The following is a 588-nucleotide window of genomic DNA, read 5'->3' as shown; positions in this document are numbered from 1 at the left end:
AGTGGTAGCGATAGACTTCCTCGAAGCCGAGCGAATGGTAGAGCGCCAGCGCCGGCACGTTGTTGGCCTCGACCTGCAGCCAGGCTTCCCGCGCGCCCCGCAGCCGCGCCCATTTCAGCGCCGACAGGATCAGGTTGCGGCCATGGCCCTTGTTGCGCGCCGATCTGTCGGTGGCGACCTCGAACAGGCCGGCGAGATCGCCGTCATGCACGCAGATAAGCGTCGCCAGCGCCTCGGCTCCATCTTCGAGCGCGAACAGCCCGGCTTCGGGCTGGATGGCGCCGATGATCTCTGACAGGCCGGGGCGCAGCGAAACATCCGAACCGCTGACCTTGAGCAACGCGCCGATGAAGCGGCTGATGTCCTTGAGCGGAATCTGGTCCATGGCGGCGTCGAGCTGCGCGCCGGCCAGCGGCAGCCGCATGACCAGCGACTCGTCGAACCGGCTCCAGCCCTCGCGGTCGAGATGGCTGGCGAGATCGGGACCCGACAGCGGCGACATGCGGAACGTCAGCGGCCTTCCATAGGCATCGAAACGGCGGCTGGCCCGTCCGATACGGTCGGCCATGTGCATGATATCGCCGGGAT

General features: G+C 67.0%; 1 protein-coding gene. It reads right to left on the bottom strand.

Going from position 1 to position 588, the window contains the following annotated elements; translation table 11 throughout:
- A partial coding sequence (locus EN893_RS37020; protein ID WP_164901549.1) for a GNAT family N-acetyltransferase occupies nucleotides 1-588 on the bottom strand: 588 nt, incomplete at both ends.

Source organism: Mesorhizobium sp. M7A.F.Ca.CA.004.04.2.1, assembly GCF_004022825.1.
In the GTDB taxonomy this organism is placed as follows: domain Bacteria; phylum Pseudomonadota; class Alphaproteobacteria; order Rhizobiales; family Rhizobiaceae; genus Mesorhizobium.
The sequence above is the reverse complement of the archived record's forward strand: the minus strand, read 5'-3'. Positions and strand labels throughout refer to the sequence as shown.